This window comes from Pseudarthrobacter sp. 01T43 (genome assembly GCF_056398665.1).
This window is the reverse complement of sequence record NZ_JBFTPV010000033.1, coordinates 1-20,274: the sequence shown is the minus strand read 5'-3', so window position 1 is coordinate 20,274 and position 20,274 is coordinate 1. Positions and strand designations below refer to the sequence as shown.

General features: G+C 64.2%; 19 protein-coding genes. 10 read left to right on the top strand and 9 right to left on the bottom strand.

Features of this window, described 5'->3' with window-relative positions; translation table 11 throughout:
* Window positions 1–3 precede the first annotated feature (3 nt).
* From AC1DIM_RS18660 to AC1DIM_RS18630, 7 genes are all read right to left on the bottom strand, one after another.
* The gene (locus AC1DIM_RS18660; protein ID WP_477711990.1) at window positions 4–1,377 is read right to left on the bottom strand and encodes an L-serine ammonia-lyase; all 1,374 of its coding nucleotides are present in this window, start codon (window positions 1,375–1,377) and stop codon (window positions 4–6) included.
* A complete protein-coding gene (locus AC1DIM_RS18655; RefSeq protein WP_477711989.1) occupies window positions 1,378–2,013 on the bottom strand; it encodes a sarcosine oxidase subunit gamma in 636 nt (211 codons plus the stop codon).
* A complete protein-coding gene (locus AC1DIM_RS18650) occupies window positions 2,006–4,951 on the bottom strand; it encodes a sarcosine oxidase subunit alpha family protein (RefSeq protein WP_477711988.1) in 2,946 nt (981 codons plus the stop codon). The genes AC1DIM_RS18655 and AC1DIM_RS18650 overlap by 8 nt, the downstream gene beginning before the upstream one ends.
* Window positions 4,948–5,370: a sarcosine oxidase subunit delta gene (locus AC1DIM_RS18645; protein ID WP_477711987.1), complete on the bottom strand. Its 423-nt coding sequence runs from the start codon at window positions 5,368–5,370 to the stop codon at window positions 4,948–4,950. The genes AC1DIM_RS18650 and AC1DIM_RS18645 overlap by 4 nt, the downstream gene beginning before the upstream one ends.
* A gap of 27 nt (window positions 5,371–5,397) precedes the next feature.
* A complete protein-coding gene (locus tag AC1DIM_RS18640) occupies window positions 5,398–6,618 on the bottom strand; it encodes a sarcosine oxidase subunit beta family protein (RefSeq protein WP_477711986.1) in 1,221 nt (406 codons plus the stop codon).
* Window positions 6,615–7,973: a serine hydroxymethyltransferase gene (glyA, locus tag AC1DIM_RS18635; RefSeq protein WP_477712001.1), complete on the bottom strand. Its 1,359-nt coding sequence runs from the start codon at window positions 7,971–7,973 to the stop codon at window positions 6,615–6,617. The genes AC1DIM_RS18640 and glyA overlap by 4 nt, the downstream gene beginning before the upstream one ends.
* Window positions 7,974–8,171: 198 nt before the next feature.
* Entirely contained in the window at window positions 8,172–8,849 is a 678-nt protein-coding gene (locus AC1DIM_RS18630) for a GntR family transcriptional regulator (RefSeq protein ID WP_477711985.1), read from the bottom strand.
* A gap of 121 nt (window positions 8,850–8,970) precedes the next feature.
* Between AC1DIM_RS18630 and purU the strand changes: the two genes are divergently transcribed.
* From purU to AC1DIM_RS18595, 7 genes are all read left to right on the top strand, one after another.
* Window positions 8,971–9,885, top strand: coding sequence for a formyltetrahydrofolate deformylase (purU, locus tag AC1DIM_RS18625; protein WP_477711984.1), 915 nt, complete (start codon window positions 8,971–8,973; stop codon window positions 9,883–9,885).
* 54 nt (window positions 9,886–9,939) lie between these two features.
* Window positions 9,940–12,432, top strand: coding sequence for a GcvT family protein (locus AC1DIM_RS18620; RefSeq protein ID WP_477711983.1), 2,493 nt, complete (start codon window positions 9,940–9,942; stop codon window positions 12,430–12,432).
* Between the two features lie 131 nt (window positions 12,433–12,563).
* Window positions 12,564–13,190 (top strand): cyclodeaminase/cyclohydrolase family protein, encoded by a 627-nt coding sequence (locus AC1DIM_RS18615; RefSeq protein ID WP_477711982.1) that lies wholly within the window; start codon window positions 12,564–12,566, stop codon window positions 13,188–13,190.
* Window positions 13,187–14,062, top strand: coding sequence for a bifunctional 5,10-methylenetetrahydrofolate dehydrogenase/5,10-methenyltetrahydrofolate cyclohydrolase (locus AC1DIM_RS18610; protein ID WP_477711981.1), 876 nt, complete (start codon window positions 13,187–13,189; stop codon window positions 14,060–14,062). The genes AC1DIM_RS18615 and AC1DIM_RS18610 overlap by 4 nt, the downstream gene beginning before the upstream one ends.
* 294 nt (window positions 14,063–14,356) lie before the next feature.
* The gene (locus tag AC1DIM_RS18605) at window positions 14,357–14,743 is read left to right on the top strand and encodes a hypothetical protein (RefSeq protein ID WP_477711980.1); all 387 of its coding nucleotides are present in this window, start codon (window positions 14,357–14,359) and stop codon (window positions 14,741–14,743) included.
* A gap of 21 nt (window positions 14,744–14,764) precedes the next feature.
* Entirely contained in the window at window positions 14,765–14,983 is a 219-nt protein-coding gene (locus tag AC1DIM_RS18600) for a chorismate-binding protein (protein ID WP_477711979.1), read from the top strand.
* Window positions 14,980–15,168 carry a hypothetical protein gene (locus tag AC1DIM_RS18595; RefSeq protein WP_477711978.1) on the top strand — a complete coding sequence of 63 codons (189 nt, stop codon included), beginning with the start codon at window positions 14,980–14,982 and terminating at the stop codon, window positions 15,166–15,168. The genes AC1DIM_RS18600 and AC1DIM_RS18595 overlap by 4 nt, the downstream gene beginning before the upstream one ends.
* Window positions 15,169–15,192: 24 nt before the next feature.
* Here AC1DIM_RS18595 and AC1DIM_RS18590 read toward each other — a convergent pair whose 3' ends face one another.
* Window positions 15,193–15,864: a GntR family transcriptional regulator gene (locus tag AC1DIM_RS18590; protein ID WP_477712000.1), complete on the bottom strand. Its 672-nt coding sequence runs from the start codon at window positions 15,862–15,864 to the stop codon at window positions 15,193–15,195.
* Window positions 15,865–16,176: 312 nt separating this feature from the next.
* Here AC1DIM_RS18590 and folE point away from each other — a divergent pair, with 312 nt between their 5' ends.
* Complete coding sequence (gene folE / locus AC1DIM_RS18585; protein WP_477711999.1) at window positions 16,177–16,749, top strand: GTP cyclohydrolase I FolE; 573 nt, start codon at window positions 16,177–16,179, stop codon at window positions 16,747–16,749.
* A 58-nt stretch (window positions 16,750–16,807) separates the two neighbouring features.
* Here folE and AC1DIM_RS18580 read toward each other — a convergent pair whose 3' ends face one another.
* Window positions 16,808–18,310, bottom strand: coding sequence for a PucR family transcriptional regulator (locus AC1DIM_RS18580; protein WP_477711977.1), 1,503 nt, complete (start codon window positions 18,308–18,310; stop codon window positions 16,808–16,810).
* A 143-nt stretch (window positions 18,311–18,453) separates the two neighbouring features.
* Here AC1DIM_RS18580 and AC1DIM_RS18575 point away from each other — a divergent pair, with 143 nt between their 5' ends.
* Together AC1DIM_RS18575 and AC1DIM_RS18570 are read left to right on the top strand one after the other, a co-directional pair.
* The gene (locus AC1DIM_RS18575) at window positions 18,454–19,998 is read left to right on the top strand and encodes a purine-cytosine permease family protein (protein ID WP_477711976.1); all 1,545 of its coding nucleotides are present in this window, start codon (window positions 18,454–18,456) and stop codon (window positions 19,996–19,998) included.
* Between the two features lie 56 nt (window positions 19,999–20,054).
* Window positions 20,055–20,274 (top strand): aminopeptidase P family N-terminal domain-containing protein (locus AC1DIM_RS18570; protein ID WP_477711975.1); only part of this gene is annotated, 220 nt, incomplete at its 3' end.

Below are 20,274 nucleotides of genomic sequence, written 5' to 3'. Positions count from 1 at the left end.
GGCTCAGCACTCGATCACGTTGACGGCGAGACCCCCGCGGGAGGTCTCCTTGTACTTGGTCTTCATGTCCGCTCCTGTCTCGCGCATGGTTTTGATGGCCTTGTCCAGCGACACCTTGTGGCTGCCGTCCCCGTGGAGGGAGAGCCGCGCGGCGTTGATCGCCTTGACGCTGGCGATGGCGTTACGTTCAATGCAGGGGATCTGCACGAGCCCGCCYACCGGATCGCAGGTGAGGCCCAGGTTGTGTTCGATGCCCACCTCSGCGGCGTTYTCCACCTGCTCAGGCGTGCCGCCCAGGACCTCGCASAGMCCMGCGGCRGCCATSGARCAGGCYGAGCCCACYTCRCCCTGGCAGCCCACTTCGGCGCCCGAGATGGAGGCGTTGATCTTGAACAGGATTCCGACGGCGGCCGCCGCAAGCAGGAAGCGGACCACACCGTCGTCGTTGGCGCCGGGCACGAACTTGACGTAATAGTGCAGGACGGCGGGGACGATTCCGGCCGCGCCGTTGGTGGGGGCCGTGACGATGCGCCCGCCGGCGGCGTTCTCTTCATTGACGGCCAGCGCGAAGAGATTCACCCATTCCATCGCCCGCAGGGGGTCGGTGACCCCCGTGTCTGCAGTCAGGGTCTGGAACAACGACGGCGCCCTCCGCCTCACATTCAAACCGCCGGGAAGGATCCCTTCCGCGGCGCAGCCGTTGTCCACGCATTCGCGCATGACTGCCCAGAGAGCGAGCAGCTTTTCGCGGAGTTCCGCTTCGCTGCGCCAGACCAGCTCGTTGGCGAGCATAACGTCGGAGATGGACATTCCCTCGCGCTTGCAGATCGCCAGGAGTTCGTCCGCACTGGTGAATGGATACGGGAGGATGGTGGCGTCGGCCACCACCCGGTCATTCGCGTCGGCGTCGCCGTCCACGACAAAGCCGCCACCGATGGAGTAGAAGCTCCGTTCGCTGAGGACGGCGCCGGCGTGGTCCAGCGCCCGGAAGGTCATGCCGTTCGGGTGGGCGGGCAAAGACTTGCGCCGGTGCAGCACCACGTCTTCGTCCCAGTTGAAGTCCACCCGGTGGCCGCCGCCAATCATAAGTTCGGCGTCGAGGGCCGCCGCGGCCACCTGATCGTCAGCGGTGGAGGTATCCACCGTCTCCGGGTCCAGGCCCTGCAGGCCCAGCACCACGGCCTTGTCGGAACCGTGGCCCCGGCCGGTGGCGCCGAGCGAACCGAACAGTTCGGACTGGACCCGGACCGCGGAGCTCAGGTGGCCGTCACTCTTGAGCCCGTCGGCGAACATTTTCGCCGCCCGCATCGGGCCCACCGTGTGTGACGACGAGGGCCCGATGCCAACGGAGAACAAATCCAGGACGCTGAGCGCCATTTAGGGGACCTCAGGCGAGGCGTACTCGCGCATCGCATCGAGCAGCCAGCGGCCCAGGAAGTCCGCGAACGAGGCGCGGGGGAAGAGCCGGAAGCTTTCCTCACCGTCCTTCTGCAGGATGACCGGGATGTTGCCGACCTCGGTGGCCAGTGCTGTTCCCGGAGTGAAACTGCGCGGATGCAGGTCCAGGGCGCAGCCCTTCTCCAGGACCGCACGGGCACGCGGGCCCGTGAGCTCGAACGTGGTGCGGTTAGCGGACAGATCCACCACCTGGCCCGGCGCGTCGCCCAGCGCTCCGGTCAGGGAAGCGATGAGGTTGCCGCCCAGGGAATCATGGGCCTGTTCCGGGGCTACCACCAGGAACTCGGTGGGTCCCAGCCACAGCACGCTGATGCCGCTCGTGCCGGTCACCTCGCCACACCGTGCCGGCAGGCCGCCGGTGATGCCCGCGATCCGTGCTCCTGCTTCGGAGCGGGAGTCCACCCGGATTCCCGCCATGGTCTGGAACGGGCCTTCCTTGAGGACCACCGTTGCCGGGACGGAGCCGGCCTCCAGTGCGGGGGCGAGGTGTGAGGCGGGGCTGCGGCGGATGTCCCGGAGCCCATTGACGCCATTGAGTTCTGCTGTGTTAGCCATCTTTGCGGGCTCCTTCGGGGTCAAAAAGTACGGTTTCTGCGACAACAACGTCAACCAGCTGATCGCCGGCGGCGGCCACGAGGGTCTCGCCGATGCGGTTACGGCCATTCTTGATCAGAGCCAGGCCAAAGGAGCGGCCCAGTGCGGCGCTGTGGTAGCTCGAGGTCACGAAGCCCTCCATGGGGACCGGACCGTAGGCGGGGGTCGTCGGGATGCCCTTCACCACGAGCTGGGTGCCTTCGGGCAGCCGCAGGGTCTTGTCCACGGGAAGGACGCTGACCAGGTGCCGGCGGTCTTCGCGCTGCGCATCGGCCCGGGCGAAGGATCGCTTGCCGATGAACTCCTTGGCCTTGGAGACCACCCACTCCATGCCCGCGTCCTGCGGGGTGACGGTGCCGTCGGTGTCCTGGCCGACGATGGGGTAGCCCTTCTCGGCGCGGAGCACGTGCATGGTTTCGGTGCCGTAGGGGGTGATGTTGAATTCGGCCCCGGCAGCTGCCACAGCCTCCCAGGTGTTCAGCCCGTACCAGGACGGCACGTTGATTTCGTAGGCAAGTTCACCGGAGAAGGAGATGCGGCAGACCCGGGCCTGGACGCCCGAGGCGAGGGTGGTTTCGCGGAAGGTCATGAACGGGAAGGCTTCTGCTTCCAGGCCGCCGTCCTTGGCGAGCTCGGGGGCGACCTTTGCCAGGACGGCGCGGGACTTGGGCCCGACGACGGCAATGGTGCTCCACTGTTCGGTCACCGAGGTGCAGCGTACGTCGAGTTCCGGCCATTCGGTCTGCAGCCATTCCTCCAGCCAGTCGAGAACCTTGGCGGCGCCGCCGGTGGTGGTGGTCATGAAGAAGCTGTCCGGATCGAGGCGCAGGGTCACGCCGTCGTCGAAAATCATGCCGTCAGGGCCGCACATCACGCCGTAGCGGGCGGAACCCGGGGCGAGCTTCTTGAACGCGTTGGTGTAGATCCGGTTCAGGAACTCACCGGCGTCCTTGCCGCGGATTTCGATTTTGCCCAAGGTGGTGGCGTCCATGAACCCGACGGATTCGCGGACCGCTGCGCACTCGCGGAGCACGGCTGCATCCATGTCCTCGTCGCCCTGGGGGTAGTACCAAGGACGCTTCCACTGCCCCACGTCTTCGAACAGGGCGCCCTTGGCCTCGTGCCACGGGTGGATGGAGGTCTTGCGGGCGGGATCGAACAGTTCGCCGCGCTGACGGCCGGCCAGCGCCGCGAAAGCCACCGGGGTGAACGGTGCGCGGTAGGTGGTGGTGCCAATGTCGCCGATGCCCCGGGATGCTTCACCAGCGGTGCGCAGCGCGGCGGCAATGACGCCGATCGCATTGACGCCGGAGGTCTTGCCCTGGTCATTGGCGGTGCTGATGGAGGTGTACCGCTTGATGTGTTCCACCGAGCGCATGCCGGCGCCGGTTGAACGGAGAACATCGGCCACGGACTGGTCGCGCTGGAAGTCCACGAAGTGGTGGTGCCAATCGTCCGGTGTTCCTTCCTGGCCCGGGACAAGCCACAGCTGCCGCGTGGGCGCGGAGGCCTTCGGCTCACTAAAGGTGGCCGGCCGGGTTTCGGAGGCGAAGCCCGCGGCGATGGCCGCGGCGGCACCGGCGGAGATGCCCTCGGCAAGAACGTCCGCAAGTTCAAAGCTGCCCCGGCCGGAACCGATGGTCTGCTGGTTCGGGACCACGGTGCTCGGCACAAAAGCGGCCAGTTCGTCGTCCCAGCGCAGCTTGCCCTGGCGCTGGGAGTGCAGGTGCACCAGCGGGCTCCAGCCGCCGGAAACTGCCAGCAGGTCGCAGGCGATTTCTTCGACGCCGGAGGTGAGTTCGCCGTCGTCGTTAATGCTCCGGACGGTGACGCCCTCAACGCGGCCATCTGCGGCGCCGGATGCGGTGTTGGCCACGGCGCTGCCGATCAGCACACGGGTGCCGGCTTCGACGGCGGCGGCTGCCACCGCGGAGAGGGCGGGACGGGCATCGACCACGGCTGCGAGCTTGACGCCCGCGGCGCGCAGGTCCGCGGCCAGGGCGTAGGCGCTGTCATTGGTGGTGCTGATGACAACGCGCTGCCCCGCGGCCACAGCGTAGCGGTTCAGGTAGCTGCGGACGGCCGAGGCCAGGATGATGCCGGGGCGGTCGTTGTTCTCGAAGACCAGGGGGCGTTCGTGTGCGCCCGGGGCCAGCACCACCTGATTAGCACGCACGTGCCAAATCCGCTGCCGCGAGACGCCGGAAGCCGCCGGGCTGGAGAGGTGGTCGGTGCGGTTCTGGACCGCAATGACGTAGTTGGCGTCGTAGGCGCCGAAGGCGGACGTCCTGTTCAGGACGGTGGTTTCGGCACCGGAAACCAGTTCGGCTTCCACGTCCGCAACCCATTCCAGCGCCGGCTTGCCTTCGATGGTTTCGGCCAGTTCAGGCGCGATGGAGCCGGACAGGAGGCTCCCGCCCAGTTCGGGCTGGTCGTCCATCAGGATGACACGGGCTCCGGTCCGGGCGGCCTCGCGGGCTGCAGCGAGACCGGCGGGGCCGCCGCCGATCACCAGGACATCGGTGTGGACGTACTTCTTGTCGTATTCGGCGCGGTCCTCCTCAGGGTCCAGCTTGCCCAGTCCGTTGAGCAGTTCTGCTTTCAGGCCGTCAACCAGGGAGACGGTGGTGGCGGGCAGCATGGACTCGGCAACGTCGCCGGGGAAGCGCGGTGCGATCTTGACCATCGCGTTGGATTCCTCAACGCCTGCGGACATGATGCCGCGGGGCCGGTCCTCGTACAGCGAGTTTCCGATGGTGATGCGGCCGTTGGCAATCAGGGCCGAGGCGAGCGTGTCGCCGGGGTGGCCCGTGAATTCCTCGCCGTCCACGGTGAAACGCCAGGAGATGGTGCGGTCGATGCGTCCGCCGGCAGCGAGGCGGGCGTTCTGGGAAGTCACTTGGTTGCTCCCTTCGGGGCGGTGGTGCTGGCTGTTGGAGCGGCCTCGGCGATGCTGGTGGCAGCGGCGCTGGGCGCGGCGTTCCCGGTGGTGGTGCTGTCAGCGGCGGTGCTGGCAGTGCCGGATTCGGGGGCCGCCTTGGCCGTTAGGTCAGGCCGGGGCGTGCCCATCGGGTAGACGGTCTTGATGTCGTAGGTGACCGTGTCGCGGAGCATGTTGAACCACTGGCGGCAGCCGGTGCTGTGCAGCCAGCGTTCGGCGAAAATGCCCTTGGTGTTTTCCCGGTAGAACAGGAAATGGGCCCATTCCTTGTCGGTCAGTTCGTTCGGGTTTTCCGGGTAGGCCACGTGGGCCTGGCCGCCGTAGTGGAACTCGGTCTCGTCGCGCGAGCCGCAGTTGGGGCATGAGATAAGCAGCATTTGCGTCTTCTTTCTGGGGGACGGCGGCTAGTGGGCGACGGCGGCGGCGCCGTGTTCGTCGATGAGGGCTCCGGTTTCGAAGCGTTCCAGCGCGAACGGCTTGTTCAGCTGGTGCGGCGTGCCGGTGGCGATGTTGTGCGCGAACGTGAGCCCGGCCGCGGGGGTGGCCTTGAAGCCGCCGGTGCCCCAGCCACAGTTCACAAACATGTTCTCCACCGGGGTGTTGCCCACGATGGGGGAGGCGTCCAGGGTGGTGTCCACGATGCCGCCCCAGGTCCGGAGCACGTGGGCCCGGGCAAAGATGGGGAAGAGTTCGACGGCGGCGGCCATCTGGTGCTCGATCACGTGGAAGGATCCGCGCTGGCCGTAGCCGTTGTAGGAGTCCACGCCGGCGCCCATGACCAGCTCGCCCTTGTGGGCCTGGGAGACGTAGACGTGCACGTGGTTGGACATGACCACCGTGGGGTGGACCGGCTCGTGCAGTTCAGAGACCAACGCCTGGAGCGGGTGGGACTGGATGGGAAGCTCGAAGCCCGCCATTTCGGCCAGCACGGAGCTGTGCCCGGCAGCGGCGAGGCCCACCTTTTCGGTGTTGATGGTGCCGCGGTTGGTCTTGACGCCCACCACGCGGTTACCGTCCTTGACGAAGCCGGTGACTTCGCAGTTCTGGATGATGTCAACGCCCATTTCGTCGCACTTGCGGGCGAAGGCCCAGGCTACGTGGTCATGCTTGGCAATGCCGGCGCGGGGCTGGTAGGTCGCACCCATGACCGGGTAGCGGATGTTGTCGCTGATGTTCAGGATGGGGCAGAGTTCCTTGACCTGCTTGGGGTCCAGCCACTCGGCGTCCACACCGTTGAGCTGGTTGGCTCCGACACGTCGCATGCTTTCGCGGACATCGCCCAGGGTGTGGGCGAGGTTCATGACGCCGCGCTGGCTGAACAGGAAGTCGTATTCGAGTTCCTCGGGCAGGATTTCCCAGAGCTTGAGGGCGTGCTCGTAAATGGCCGCGCTCTCGTCCCAAAGGTAGTTGGAGCGGATGATGGTGGTGTTCCGGGCCATGTTGCCGCCGGCGAGCCAGCCCTTTTCCAGGACGGCGATGTTGGTCATGCCGTGGTTCTTGGCCAGGAAGTAGGCAGTGGCCAGGCCGTGCCCGCCGCCGCCAACAATGACGGCGTCGTACGAGGACTTGGGCTCCGGGTTGCGCCAGAGGAAATCCGGGTGCTCGGGAAGCTGCTGGGTGCTCACTGGGCTGCTCCAATCAGGTCTGATTCGAAGGCGGCGACGGCGGTGTCGCTGCCGAGGTGGGGGTAAAGGGGGAACTTGTCCGCGAGAGCCGTGACGCGGGCGCGGAGTTCGATGGCGGTGCTGTCGCTCAGGGACGTCGTGCCGGTGGTGCCGTTGCCCGCCGCGGAGATGAGCGCCGTCGCGATGATGTCCGCAACTTCGGTGAATTCGGTGGCGCCGAACCCGCGGGTGGCGAGGGCGGGGGTGCCGATCCGGAGGCCGGAGGACACCATGGGCGGGCGGGGATCGAAGGGGACGGCGTTGCGGTTGACGGTGATGCCGATGCGGTGCAGGGCATCTTCGGCCTGCTGTCCGTCAAGCTCGGAATTGCGGAGGTCCACCAGGACAAGGTGAACGTCGGTGCCCCCGCTGACAACAGAAACGCCTGCTTCAGCAACATCCGCCGCCAGCAGGCGTTCGGCGATGATGCTGGCGCCTTCCAGGGTGCGTACCTGCCGGTCCCGGAATTCGGGTTCCGCCGCGAGCTTGAAAGCGACAGCCTTCGCCGCGATTACATGCTCCAAGGGGCCGCCCTGCTGACCGGGGAAAACCGCGGAGTTGACCTTCTTGGCGATGTCGGCGTCGTTAGTCAGGATCACACCGCCGCGGGGGCCGCCAAGTGTCTTGTGCGTGGTGCTCGTGACGATGTGGGCGTGCGGCACCGGGTTCGGGTGCAGCCCTGCTGCAGCCAGGCCGGCGAAGTGCGCCATGTCCACCATCAGGTATGCGCCGACCAAGTCAGCGATTCGACGGAATTCAGCGAAGTCCAGCTGGCGGGAGTAGGCGGACCAGCCGGCGACGATCAAACGCGGCTTGTTCTCAACGGCGAGGCGCTCCACTTCGGCCATGTCGATCGTCATGGTGTCCTCGCGCACGCCATAGGGAACCACCTTGTACAGCTTCCCCGAGAAGTTGATCTTCATGCCGTGGGTCAGGTGGCCACCGTGGGCAAGGTTCAGGCCAAGGATGGTGTCACCGGGCTGGATGAGTGCAAACATCGCCGCTGCGTTGGCCTGGGCGCCGGAGTGGGGCTGGACGTTGGCGAATTCGGATCCGAACAGTGACTTCAGGCGGTCAATGGCCAACTGCTCCACCACGTCGACGTGCTCGCAGCCTCCGTAGTAGCGCTTTCCGGGGTAGCCCTCGGCGTACTTATTGGTCAGCACAGAGCCCTGTGCCTCCATAACGGCCGTGGGGGCAAAATTCTCCGAGGCGATCATTTCCAGTGTGCTCTGCTGACGCAGGAGCTCCTGCTGCAGTGCGGCGTGGATCGCAGGATCAGTCTCTGCGAGCGAGCGGGTCAGAACGTCGACCATCATGTCTCCTAGTCTCTAAACCTAATATCGGGTTGATATATTAGTTTCTGAGATCAAGTATGCAAGCGGTCCCCAAGGGTGTCAACAGATTTTCACGAATGGTTTTTCCGCCCCCAGTGGGAGGCGCAGGCCCACGCCCCGAACGCTTGGGTAGCCGCGGCGGGGCCTGCTCCGCCCAAGTCGTGCGGGGGTAATGGATCAGGTAGCGAACAGTGCTTCGCGGACGGCGTGCTCGAAGCCATTGACGTGGACCTTCGCAAGCTCAGCGGCCTTTGCCTCGTCCCCGTCAATGACGGCACGGAGCAAGTCCAGATGCTCGTGCACGTGGCCGGAGAGGTCGGGAAGTCGGTCAATGACCATGCACCAGATCCGCAACGCGAGATTGTCGTAGCGGATGAGAATGTCTTCGAGGTGGGGGTTGCTGGCGGCCGCATAGATGCCCTGGTGCACTCGGGCGTCCAACCGCAGGGTTTCTACGACTGACGCTGCGTTAACGTCGAATGCCTCCACGGCTCGCATGATGGTCCGCAATTCCTCCCTGGCGGATTCAGTGGCCACCCGCGCGGCGCGGGACGCAGCAAGCGGCTCAAGCTGCGAGCGGATTTCAGAAATATATGCGAGGTCCGTGACTTCCACGCGCGTGGCAAAAGTGCCCCTCCTCGAATAGGAAACGACCAGGCGATCGAGTTCCAGTCGCTTCAGGGCCTCACGCACGGGAGTACGCCCAACACCCAGGTCAGTGGCGATCGCGTCGTCATTGAGCAAGTCTCCGGGCTTGATTTCCAGTGTTAACAGCCGGTCCCGGATGCGCTCGTAGGCTACATCTGCCAGCGATTTCTTTGTGGCATTGTCCGTTGCCAGAGCTTCAAAAGCCATACAAACAAACCTTTCCTTCGCGCCAAAAAAGGCTATTGACCTCACCCGTTGACCAGTATACGCTGAGTGCCAGTCCTAATATATCAGTACTGAAATTTAGAATATATCTCAAGGAGGAGACATGACCATTGTGGCGACAAACTCATCTACCAGCACGCTGCCTCAGTCGGAGGCCGACGTGAAAGACCAGGCGCAGAAGTTCGTTCTCACGTTGTCGTGCGTCGAACGCGCCGGCATCGTCCAGGCGGTCACGACCTTTCTCTTTGAGCGTGGCTTTAACATCGAAGAGCACCAGCAGTTCGATGACGGCCTCCGCCAGACACTGCACCTGCGTACCGCCTTCTCGGGTTCCCCCGAGTTCACGCCGGAGCGGCTCCAGGAGGAGTTCAGCGCCATTGCGGACCGCTTCGAGATGAAGTTCAGCTTCCACGACCAGACCAAGCAGCGCATCCTGGTCATGGTGTCCAAGTTCGGCCACTGCCTGAACGACCTTCTCTTCCGCTGGCGCGGCGGAAGCCTCGGCGGCGACATCGCCCTTATCGTTTCCAACCATGAAACCCACCGGGCCATGGCCGAGGCCGCCGGCCTCCCCTTCATCTATCTCCCGGTAACCCCTGAGACAAAGTCAGACGCCGAGCGGCGCCTGCTGGAACTGGTGGACGAGCACAACATCGACCTCGTTGTGCTCGCCCGGTACATGCAGGTACTGTCCGACGACCTCTGCCGCTCCCTGGAAGGTCGGGCTATTAACATCCACCACTCTTTCCTCCCGGGATTCAAGGGTGCACGCCCTTACCACCAGGCCTACGACCGTGGGGTCAAGCTGGTGGGCGCAACGGCCCACTATGTGACCGCCGAACTGGATGAGGGGCCAATCATCGAACAGGAAGTCATCCGGGTAGACCACAGCTACGGACCGAATGCCCTTTCAACAGTCGGAGCGGACGCCGAAGCACTGGCACTCTCCCGCGCCGTGCGGTGGCACTGCGAACACCGGGTGCTGCTGGACCAAACCAGCACCGTCGTGTTCCGCTAAGCACCGCCACCCACCCAGCAAAGGCAACACCCGAAAATCAGCAGGAGAAACTACATGGCATCGACGCCAAGCATTGTCATTATCGGAGCTGGAATCGTCGGCACAAACCTGGCCGATGAACTGGTCACCCGGGGTTGGAATAACATCACCGTCCTGGACCAGGGACCGCTGAACATGCCCGGAGGCTCCACGTCCCACGCCCCCGGACTTGTCTTTCAGACCAACGCCTCAAAGTCCATGGCGCTCTTCGCCAAGTACACGGTTGAGAAGCTTTTGTCCCTGACCGAGGACGGCGTTAGCTGCTTCAACCAGGTCGGCGGACTCGAGATCGCGACCACCGAGACACGCCTCGCCGATCTGAAGCGGAAGCTCGGCTATGCCGCCGCGTGGGGTATCGACGGCAAGATCCTTACCCGCGCCGAGTGCAAGGAGCTTTACCCGCTCCTGAACGAGGAAGACATCCTTGGCGGTCTCCACGTTCCCAGCGACGGCCTGGCCCGTGCTGCCCGTGCAGTCCAGCTGCTGATCAAGCGCACGGAAGCCGCGGGCGTCAAGTACCTGGGCAACACCACGGTGACGGGCATCGAACAGTCCGGCCGCCGGGTCACCGGTGTCGAGACCTCCGAGGGCACCATCCCTGCCGATATCGTGGTCTCCTGCGCCGGCTTCTGGGGCGCCAAGATCGGCGAAATGATCGGCATGTCCGTCCCCCTCCTCCCGCTGGCCCACCAGTACGTCAAAACCACTCCAGTGCCCGCACAGAAGGGCAAGAACGAACTGCCCAACGACGCCTCCCTGCCCATCCTGCGGCACCAGGATCAGGACCTCTACTACCGCGAGCACGGCGAACGGTACGGCATCGGTTCCTACGCCCACCGCCCCATGCCCGTGGACCTTGACGAGCTCGGCACGTTCGCACCCGAGACCATCAGCGACCACAACATGCCCTCCCGGCTCGATTTCACCTTGGAGGACTTCCTCCCGGCGTGGGAGGCCACCAAGCAGATACTGCCGGCCCTGCGCGAAAGCGAAATCGAGGACGGCTTCAACGGCATCTTCTCCTTCACCCCCGACGGCGGATCCCTGGTGGGTGAGTCCAAGGAGCTGGACGGATTCTTCGTCGCCGAAGCCGTGTGGGTCACCCACTCGGCCGGCATCGCCCGCGCTGTTGCTGAATTGCTGACCACCGGGAAGTCGGAGATCGATCTGGGTGATTGCGATATTCACCGCTTCGAAGAGGTCCAGCTGACCCCCGAATACGTCAGCGAAACGTCACAGCAGAACTTCGTGGAAATCTACGATGTTATGCACCCGCTCCAGCCCAAGCTYTCYCCCCGCAACCTCCGCGTSAGCCCGTTCCACGCMCGCCACAAGCAGCTGGGCGGGTACTTCCTGGAGGGCGGCGGCTGGGAGCGTCCCTACTGGTTCGAAGCCAACGCCGAACTGCTCAAGGAGATGCCCGACGAATGGCAGCCGCCAGCACGTGACGCCTGGTCCGGGATGTTCAGCTCGCCCATCGCCGCCGCCGAAGCCTGGAAGACCCGCACCGCGGTGGCCATGTACGACATGACCCCCCTCAAGCGTCTTGAGGTCTCCGGTCCCGGAGCCATGAGGCTGCTGCAGGAGCTGACTACCGCCGACATGACCAAGAAGCCGGGCGCCGTCACTTACACGCTCCTGCTGGACCACGCCGGCGGGATCCGAAGCGATATCACCGTGGCCCGCCTGAGCGAAGACACCTTCCAGCTCGGAGCCAATGGAAACATCGACACTGCCTACTTTGAGCGGGCAGCACGCCACCAGACGGAAAACGGCACCGCCAGCGACTGGGTCCAGGTACGCGACACCACCGGCGGCACCTGCTGCATCGGCCTGTGGGGTCCGCTGGCCCGTGACCTCATCAGCGGCGCCAGCAGCGACGATTTCAGCAACGACGGCCTCAAGTACTTCCGGGCAAAGAAGGTTGTCATCGGCGGTGTCACCGTCACCGCAATGCGGCTGTCCTACGTCGGCGAACTGGGCTGGGAACTCTACACCAGCGCGGACAACGGCCAGCGCCTCTGGGACGCACTGTGGAAGGCTGGCCAGCCTCACGGTGTCATAGCTGCAGGCCGTGCAGCATTTGGCGCGCTGCGCCTGGAAAAGGGCTACCGCTCCTGGGGCACAGACATGACCACCGAGCACGACCCTCTCGAAGCGGGACTCGGTTTCGCCGTGAAGATGACCAAGGAAAACTTCGTCGGAAAGGCAGCACTGGAAGGCCGCACCGAGGAAAACTCCGCCCGCCGCCTTCGCTGCCTGACGGTCGACGACGGGCGTAGCATCGTCCTGGGCAAGGAACCGGTCTTCTACAAGGACCAGGCAGTCGGCTACGTCACCAGTGCCGCCTACGGTTACACGGTGGCCAAACCGATCGCCTACGCGTACCTCCCGGCCGCAGTGTCCATTGGTGACTCGGTTGAGATCGAGTACTTCGGCCGGCGCATCCAGGCCACCGTCACCGCAGATCCGCTGTATGACCCGACGATGTCCAGGCTCCGCGGCTAACCACCCGCCAGACCGCTTAAGGGCACGCGGCCCGGACTCATTTTTTCGCAACCAGAGTCCGGGCCGCTGCTTTTCCATGGCCGGTCCCATGCCCCAGGCCAGCCGAGTAGAGCTTCAGCACAGGAAGACACATGATCAGTTCAGAGAAAATAAACGATTACCTCGCCAGGCTTGCCTCGCGGGAACCCACTCCAGGCGGCGGCGCGGCCGCCGCGCTCCACGCCGCCCAGGGGGCGGCGCTCGTCGCCATGGTGGCCAGATACACCACCGGCTTGAAATACGAGCAGCATGCCGAACTCGTCCAAAGGATCATCAGCGCCGCCGACGGACTGGTCGTCGAAGCCCTGCGCCTGGCGGACGCGGACGAACATGCCTTCCAAGGCGTCATCGACTCGTACAAGATGCCGTCCGGAACGGACGACCTTAAGGCCGCACGGGCAGCAACTATCCAGCAGGCGCTCATTGTGGCCGCGCAAACCCCCGCGCAGCTCATCAAGCTCGCCGGCGTCATTGTGGATCTTGCCACGGAACTTTTCGAGGTCGCGAACGCCAATGTGATCAGCGACATCGCTGCTGCCGCCGATGCTGCCCGCGCAGCCGCAAGCACCGCCCGGGTGAACATCGACATTAACGTGGTGGCCATCAAAGACGCCGCGGCGCGTTCTCGGCTGGCTGAACAGACTGACGGCCTCGAGGAAAAGGTCCTGCTCGCAGCAGACTCCCTTGTGGTGCGCGTACGCGAAAGGATCCTCGCATGAGCGCCAAACTCCTCTCCGGAAAAGCGCTGGCAAAGACCATTCAGCAGCGGGCGCACCACGAGGCCCGGGAGCTCGAAGCCGACGGGCTCTGCCCCACACTCGCCGTGGTTGTGGCCACCGATGACGGCTCCACCCACTGGTATGTCCGGTCCATCGAACGGGCCGCAGAAAGCGCCGCCATCAGTTGCCGGATCGTGGACCTTGGCCCCGATGCCACCGGACAGGCCCTGGCCTCAGTCCTGAAGGACCTCAGCGAGGATCCATCCGTTCATGGCATCATCCTCCAGACGCCCCTGCCTCCAGGCGTGGGAACGGATGAGCTGGTGGGGCATATCGCGCCCGAGAAGGACGTCGATGGCGCGAACCCTTTGAGCCTTGGCCGCATGGCCGTTGGCCAGCCCTCGTTCGCACCTGCCACGGCTCGCGCCGTCATCGAGATCCTGAACCACTACGACATCCCGCTGGCAGGCCGGAATGTGGTCGTCATTGGCCGTTCCGCCGTCGTGGGAAAGCCGTTGTCCCTGCTGCTGCTGGAGCGCGACGCCGCGGTCACGGTCTGCCACTCCCGGTCAGGTCCGTTGGAGAAATACACCAGGGCCGCCGACGTCGTGGTCGTGGCAGCCGGGCGTACCGGTCTGCTGAACGGCGACCATGTCTCGTCCGAGTCCGTGGTGATTGACGTCGGCACCAACGTTCTTCCTGATGGATCCCTCGTGGGTGATGTCGACGAGGCCAGCGTGCGGGGCATCGCCGCGGCGATGACTCCGGTCCCGGGTGGCGTGGGCTCCGTCACCACATCACTGCTACTTCTGCACACAACCGAAGCCGCGCGGGAACAGTCGCGTGCTTTGGTCCCGGGAGCCGCCGGATGATCCATCGCGGGCACAACTGCCACCCCGCAGAACCGCCCGGCAGATGCCCGGATGTTGTTTTGGTGACAGGTCCAGGCAACTCCCGGCAACGGATGCCGTGGCAGTACGTAACCGCTCCAGCATCATGGCTGACGATTCCGGCAGCCGGGGAATGAGGGCACAACATGTGAACGGTGTGACCACCGTGGAATCAAGGCTGGTAAGCACCCGAATTCCGGGTCCCTTCTTCAGCTGGCTGGACCGGAATTGGTGTAGCGGTCCGCAACGGATCAGGCTCTTCCGCTCGGGCTGAATTTGGCCCTCGGCTGGCTTGGCTACCTGGGCTACGAGCTCAAGCGCGAGTGTGGTGGGAGTGCATTGGAATCACCGCTGCCGGATGCCTCACTGATCCGCTGCAGCAGGGCCGTGGTGTTCGACCATGAGGCGCGGTGCGTGTACCTTCTGGCGGAGGCCGGCGCGGAAGGCCGGCAATGGTGCAGAAACGCCGCCCTCCGGATCGGGAGCCTGCCTGCCGATGTCAGGCCCCCAGCAACGGGTTGCCGGCCGTACAGTCTGGCGCAGCTGACACCGCCGGCTCCTACCTGCGCAAGGTCGCTGCGGCCCAGGACGAAATCACGCAGGGAAATTCCTACGAGGTCTGTCTCACGACGCAGATCTTCAGCAACCTCCACAAGGGCATAGATCCGTGGGAGTTTCGACCTGATGCGAAATGACCTCTCACGTCATGCCGAACCGGGCACAGTTACGGTGACCCGGCTTTGCGACCTGGAGAGTTACGCCGGGACCTACCAGCTAGTGAGCACCATCGAGGCCACGATTGCCAGCGAACGGTCGGGGGCCGTCCTCGTGGCAGCAGCCTATCCGCCGGGATCGATGACGGGGGCCCAAGATCAGCAGCATGGACATTTTGGACGGACTTGAGTCCCAGGCCCGCGGGCCCTATTCGCAGCGCCGTATTCCAGACTTCTCCCGCCGGCAGCCAGCGGCTCTCCGCAGGCATCGGCGGGGCCATCACGGCCGATTCCGCCGCGGACGACGAGCTCGCGGAGATTCGCACTAAAGCCGAGGCCATCCGGGGAGTTCTGGGTACCGTCTTCCCGGGCTGAAATCATCATTCAGGCTGTGGCCAGCTACAGGACAGCGCGGATGAGGTTCTCGAAGTCGGTGACGTGGCGGGCGGTCAATCGCGCTGCTGATTCGGAGTCGCCATCCGCGATGCACTTGAGCAACTCGATGTGCTGGGCAATATGCTCCGAAACCGGCGGCAGCTTCTGCAACACCATGCTCCAAATACGCGTAGCAAGGTTGTCATATCGGATCAGGACGTCCTCAAGGTGCCGGCTTCCTGTGGCGCGGTAGATCATCCGATGAACTCGCATATCCAGGCGCATAAGGTCTCGTTGCGATTGCATGCCCGGCAGGAGTTGGGCAACTTCCTCGGCGAATTCCCTAACTTCCTGACGGAGCCCGGGTGATGCCATCCGGGCTGCCCGTGCTGCAGCGGCGGGCTCCAGAAGCTGGCGGATTTCCGAGATTTCAGCCAAATCCGTGATATCGACGCCCGCGGCGAACGTCCCTCGTCGGGGGTAAGCCACCACCAGATGGTCGCCCTCCAGTCGCTTCATAGCTTCGCGGATCGGCGTCCTGCCAACACCCAGGCGCTTGGAAATCGCCTCATCGTTGAGGGGCTCACCTGGTTTGATGTCCAAGACGATCAACTCATCGCAAAGGACCCTGTACGCGTAGTCGGCGAAAGATTCATCTTCCTGCCGCACCGGCAATTCAGGTGCTTCCGTTTCCAGAGACAAGCCGTTTTTGTTTGCCACGTCCAAGTGCCCTTCCGATCGGCCATTGAGCCTTGACTGGAAGACTCTAGATACATAGTATTCCTACAACTGATATATCAATACCTGAGAATGAAAATTTTCCAGGCAGACGGGCGGCTTGCGGCACTGGGTTTCGGGCTCGGAATCATGCGAGTTCCGGGCTCAAAAGCGATGGCAAGCTCCGCGATTCCCCGCCAAAAGCGAAGGAAAGATCATATGGCTATGAAAGCCCTCCAATACAACGGCGACGAGTCAAAGGTGACTGTCGGCACACCCAGGGCCGTCGGCATGCCGGCGGTAGTGGATGGGCCCCGGGTTGAGAAGGCCGTCCGCGAATACCTGCTGGCCATTGGGGAGGACCCTGACAGGCCGGGACTCGTCGATACCCCTTCCCGGGTAGCCCGCGCAGCCATGGAGGTATTCGGCGGACTCCACGAGGACCCCCTCGCGGTGCTTGATAAGACATTTGACCTGGGGCATGGAGAAATGGTCATCGTCAAGGACATCCCCTTCTATTCCACGTGCGAGCATCACCTGGTGCCGTTCCATGGCGTAGCTCATGTGGGGTACATCCCGTCCGCAGAGGGGCTTGTCACCGGCCTCAGCAAGCTGGCCCGGCTGGTGGATGTCTACGCACGCAGGCCGCAGGTTCAGGAACGCCTGACTACTCAGGTGGTGGACGCGCTGGTCAGCTCGTTGCGGCCTCTCGGGGCCATCGTCGTTGTGGAGTGCGAGCATCTCTGCATGTCCATGCGCGGTGTCCGAAAGCCCGGGGCCAAGACCATCACCTCCGCCGTCAGAGGTGAACTCCGCCTGCCTGCCGCTCGCGCAGAGGCACTCAGCCTCATTCACGGCCGCTGAAGGCTCTGGCTGCCGCGCCACCGGCAAGCCACGTCACCAACATCTCTGGTTAATTCACCTAGACCGTCCGCCGGCGTGTTTGCGGAGCGGGCGCTGCGCTTGCCGCTGCGGCCGCCGCGATGTGGATGGCAAGCAGCCGGCCGGAAGTGCGCGGGTCCCCGCCGAGCAGGGCGTTTATCTTGCTCAGCCGCTTGTGCATCGTCTGGCGTTCAACGTTCAACACGACGGCCGAGGCCGTCGTGTTGCACCCTGTATCGAGCCAGCACCGCAGGGTGGTCAGCAAGGCGGTGCCGTGTTTCGCATCGTAGTCGAGCACATCCCCCAGGCTTGACTCCACGTAGGAGTCCAGAAAGGCGGGGTCCGGCACGGCGTCCAGGATCCGCCGGCCCAGGAAGTCGATGGCATCAAGAACCTCGCCTGCGGCCGGCATGCCAAGCCGGATGATCTTTTGAGCTTCGACATACGAGTCGTGGGCGCGGATGCCGTCGCCCACGGTTGGCCCGAAGGCGGCAAAGGTGTCGGATCCAGCCAAGGCGTCCCGCGCCGCACGGAGCAGCGCGTCCCGCGACGAGCGGGCATCTGCCTGTGGAAGCGCGAGCAGCACGGCGCGCTCACCGTCCCAGGAATGGGCCTTCACAGTCGCTCCGCCCACCTGAAGGGAACGTTCGACGGCGGAGAGGTTGGCACCGGTGCCTTCCGTCCGGAAGACAGCCACCACTGCCGGCTGCCCTGGCTGCAGACCGGCAAGCCGCCACAGTTGCCCCATGGTTGCCGCGTCCGCGCCCTCGATTACTGCTTCGAGCAAGCGTGCATCGGCCACCTGCGCGGGCGTCGGACGAAAGGCCTGGGCGAGCGCCAAGGCCAGGATGCCGGACAGCCGGTCGGCTGCAAGCTCAAGCAGGAACGGATCAGGGGACGGGGAGCGGAGCGTCAGCTGGGCGGCCAGCTGACCTCCCACCACAATGCCGGCCATGGCCTTGGAACCTTCGTCGACGGCGCTGCCGGCGTGGCCGAGGACCAGACCGTCGGGGGCCATCAGCGAGACCTCCGCCTCCAGCGTCGTGGCAAGCATCTCGAGGATGGTCGGCAGATGGGGGCCCCTGTCGGTGATCTGGCGCGCAATCCGGCGGGACGCGTCGTCGACCACCAGGTGGGCTGCCGCCTGCTCATTGACCACCAAGCGGTTCACGGCCTCGGCAACGTCAACAAAGGGCACCACGGCGCGAAGTTCGATGAGTGGCAGGCCGTACTCGTTGGCCGCGGCGATGAGCCGATGCGACAACGGGATTGCGTGGCCGGCTGTCTGCAGGGCAAGGGCCGCGATATGCCTGCCCGAGAGGCTGCGGACGTAGTCCTCCTGCTTCTTTGCGGGCAGGGCCAGCAAGGCTTCGCCGCCGGAGAGCAGCAGCTCCCCGCCGCGCAGAAGCGGCGCAATCTCCAGAACTTCGCTGGAGTGAACCCACCGCACAACGCGCTCCAGGGTTCCCGGCACATCGGTGCGCAAAAGCGGATCACCGGCTGACAGGGGTTGGGAACTGAGCACTTCAGAAAGGGTGATCATGGAGCCCTCCGCTATTTGACGCGACGTTTTGTCGCTCCATAGTGAGTAAGTGTAATCATAGTGACTCTAGGTTGTGGCTCGCATCACAAATAAACTTGATTCATCTCCCGTTATGCATCACAACGAAGTGAATCGAGATCAGCATGAGCCAAGCTAAGCAACCGTCGCCCGAAGGGGCCACCATCGAGGTGGAAGACGTCCTCCAGCCCATCCCGGAGTCCGCGCGCACCACCAAGCTTTCCGGTCAGTTTTGGATCTGGGCCGGCGCCAACGTCGCCCCCATCAACTGGATCCTCGGGGCCCTGGGCATCCAGCTCGGGCTCGGGCTGGGCGACACCCTGCTGGTTCTGATCCTCGGAAACCTGATTGGCATGGCGGGATTTGGTTTCTTCGTTATCCTCGGCCAGCGCACCGGCGCTACCGGTATGCTGCTGGCACGCGGCGCCTTTGGCCGTCGCGGTGCATACCTTCCGGCCGCAATCCAGGCGACCATCGCCATCGGCTGGTCAGCCGTGAACACCTGGGTCATCCTGGACCTCATTCTGGCTCTGTTCGGCATGATTGGCTGGGTTGATCCCAACGAACGCAACATCATGGTCCGCATCATCGTCGCCGCAGTCATCATGACCATCCAGGTAGCTATTTGCTACCGCGGCTACCGTGCCATTTCCAAGTTTGAGCGCATCACTATGCCGCCCACCATCCTCGTCCTGGTGGGGATGTCCATCGTGGCGTGGACCCAGCTCGACATCAACTGGAGCTACGCCGGACCGGCCGGGGCCGTCCTGGAGGGGATGCCGCGCCTCGCTGCGATGTCCGGCATCATGACCGTCATCGGCATCGGCTGGGGCATCGGCTGGTTTACCTACGCCCCCGACTACTCTCGCTTTGTCAGCCGCAAGGTCAAGCCGAGCAAGCTGTTCCTTGTCAGCGTCCTCGGCCAGTTCCTGCCTGTCGTCTGGCTCGGCATCCTCGGCGCCAGCCTGGCAACGAAGAACGGACAGGCCGATCCCGGGGAACTGATCGTCTCCAACTTCGGCAGCCTGGCCATCCCCGTCATCCTGCTGGTAATCCACGGACCGATCGCCACAAACATCATCAACCTCTACACCTTTGGCGTCGCCTTCCAGGCCCTGGACGTGAAGATCTCCCGGCGGAAGCTGTCCATCCTGGTCGGGATACTGTCAATGTTCGCAGTCATCGGCTTTATGTTCGCCGAAGACTTCGCCATGATCCTGGACTCCTGGCTGGGCGCAATCGTCGCCTGGGTAGCCACCTGGGGAGGCATCATGGCGGTCCACTACTTCATCTTCGAGCGGCACCACAAGGACTTCTCCTACCTGTTCCTTGACTCGAAGAAGACGGCACTGAAGGCCGTCAACCCCTCGGCGTTCATCGCCTTCTTCGCCGGCATCCTCATGACCTGGATGTTCATGTACGGCGGAATCCCCGCACTGCAAGGCCCCATCGCCACGGCCATGGGCGGCATCGACCTCTCCTGGCTGGCCGGCACCGTAACGTCATCGGCCCTGTACTTTGCCCTCGGCTACCCGCGATTCCGCAAGCGCATCAGGGCCGGTGTGCCGTTGGGCATCCGCCTTGACCTGGCAGAAGAAGCAGTGCTGGCAGAGCACGGCGATGCGTGCGAGGAAAAGACCCACCAGCAGGAGCCGGCCCGTCTGGCCTGAGCCCCACCGATCACCAATTCTCTGAACATTCACCATCAAAAAGCTAAGGAATATCTGTGACCATCACCACCGAGAATGCTTCGTCCATCGCCGAACTGGAGCGCACCAAGGTCTTGAAGAACGGCGGGAAGGTCAGTCTGACGTTCTCCGATACGGAGTTTGAGCGGCGCCTGGCGGGGCTGCGCGGGATCATGGCGGAGAAGGATTTGGACGCTGTTGTCCTGACCAGCTACCACTCGATTAAGTACTACTCCGATTTCCTGTTCACCACGTTCG

Excerpts from the sequence above, each read along its gene's own strand:
- AC1DIM_RS18655 (WP_477711989.1), bottom strand. The coding sequence starts at position 2,013 with ATGGCTAACACAGCAGAACTCAATGGCGTCAATGGGCTCCGGGACATC.
- AC1DIM_RS18645 (WP_477711987.1), bottom strand. The coding sequence starts at position 5,370 with ATGCTGCTTATCTCATGCCCCAACTGCGGCTCGCGCGACGAGACCGAG.
- glyA (WP_477712001.1), bottom strand. The coding sequence starts at position 7,973 with ATGGTCGACGTTCTGACCCGCTCGCTCGCAGAGACTGATCCTGCGATC.
- AC1DIM_RS18630 (WP_477711985.1), bottom strand. The coding sequence starts at position 8,849 with ATGGCTTTTGAAGCTCTGGCAACGGACAATGCCACAAAGAAATCGCTG.
- purU (WP_477711984.1), top strand. The coding sequence starts at position 8,971 with ATGACCATTGTGGCGACAAACTCATCTACCAGCACGCTGCCTCAGTCG.
- AC1DIM_RS18615 (WP_477711982.1), top strand. The coding sequence starts at position 12,564 with ATGATCAGTTCAGAGAAAATAAACGATTACCTCGCCAGGCTTGCCTCG.
- AC1DIM_RS18610 (WP_477711981.1), top strand. The coding sequence starts at position 13,187 with ATGAGCGCCAAACTCCTCTCCGGAAAAGCGCTGGCAAAGACCATTCAG.
- AC1DIM_RS18600 (WP_477711979.1), top strand. The coding sequence starts at position 14,765 with ATGCGAAATGACCTCTCACGTCATGCCGAACCGGGCACAGTTACGGTG.
- folE (WP_477711999.1), top strand. The coding sequence starts at position 16,177 with ATGCCGGCGGTAGTGGATGGGCCCCGGGTTGAGAAGGCCGTCCGCGAA.
- AC1DIM_RS18580 (WP_477711977.1), bottom strand. The coding sequence starts at position 18,310 with ATGATCACCCTTTCTGAAGTGCTCAGTTCCCAACCCCTGTCAGCCGGT.
- AC1DIM_RS18575 (WP_477711976.1), top strand. The coding sequence starts at position 18,454 with ATGAGCCAAGCTAAGCAACCGTCGCCCGAAGGGGCCACCATCGAGGTG.